Source organism: Vibrio sp. 970, assembly GCF_033339075.1.
The window spans coordinates 1-546 of record NZ_JAWOTW010000692.1 but is presented as its reverse complement, the minus strand read 5'-3'; the positions used below and the strand labels follow the sequence as shown (position 1 = coordinate 546).

The following is a 546-nucleotide window of genomic DNA, read 5'->3' as shown; positions in this document are numbered from 1 at the left end:
CTACGACCAAAAACGGGCTATCACTCAATACAAGAGGTCAAACAAATCTTGAGAAGTCGTCGTGATATCGAATTATTAGCTTCTGCAAATGCCTTTCAGATCTTATCGGGTAACCGTTATAACGCACGTTGGGCAGCGATGGATTCACTGTCCGATTTGCCTTTGTTTCATCATATCGAAGAGCCAAGCGTTAGCTATCAAGCACAGCCATCTGAATATGAAAGCCTTATTGAAGACTATGCCAGTACAGGTCTTTCGCTGAACCGGCACCCAATTACTCTGCTAGAAGAAGCGGGGATACTTCCTCGCTTTACGCGTATGAAACAATTGGTTGATAAAGAGCATAAATCGCTTGTGACTGTGGCAGGTGTCGTCACCGGAAGGCAGTCTCCAGGCACTGCAGCAGGCGTTACATTTTTCACCTTAGAAGATGACACTGGCAACATTAACGTTGTGGTATGGAGCGCGACGGCAAGAGCGCAAAAGCAAGCTTACCTCACCTCAAAAATATTGATGGTAAAAGGTATTTTGGAAAGAGAGGGAGAA

1 protein-coding gene is annotated in these 546 nt (G+C 45.2%); it reads left to right on the top strand.

Going from position 1 to position 546, the window contains the following annotated elements; translation table 11 throughout:
- Positions 1-546: OB-fold nucleic acid binding domain-containing protein (locus R7Q11_RS28650; RefSeq protein WP_263857232.1), on the top strand; the 546-nt coding region annotated here is incomplete at both ends.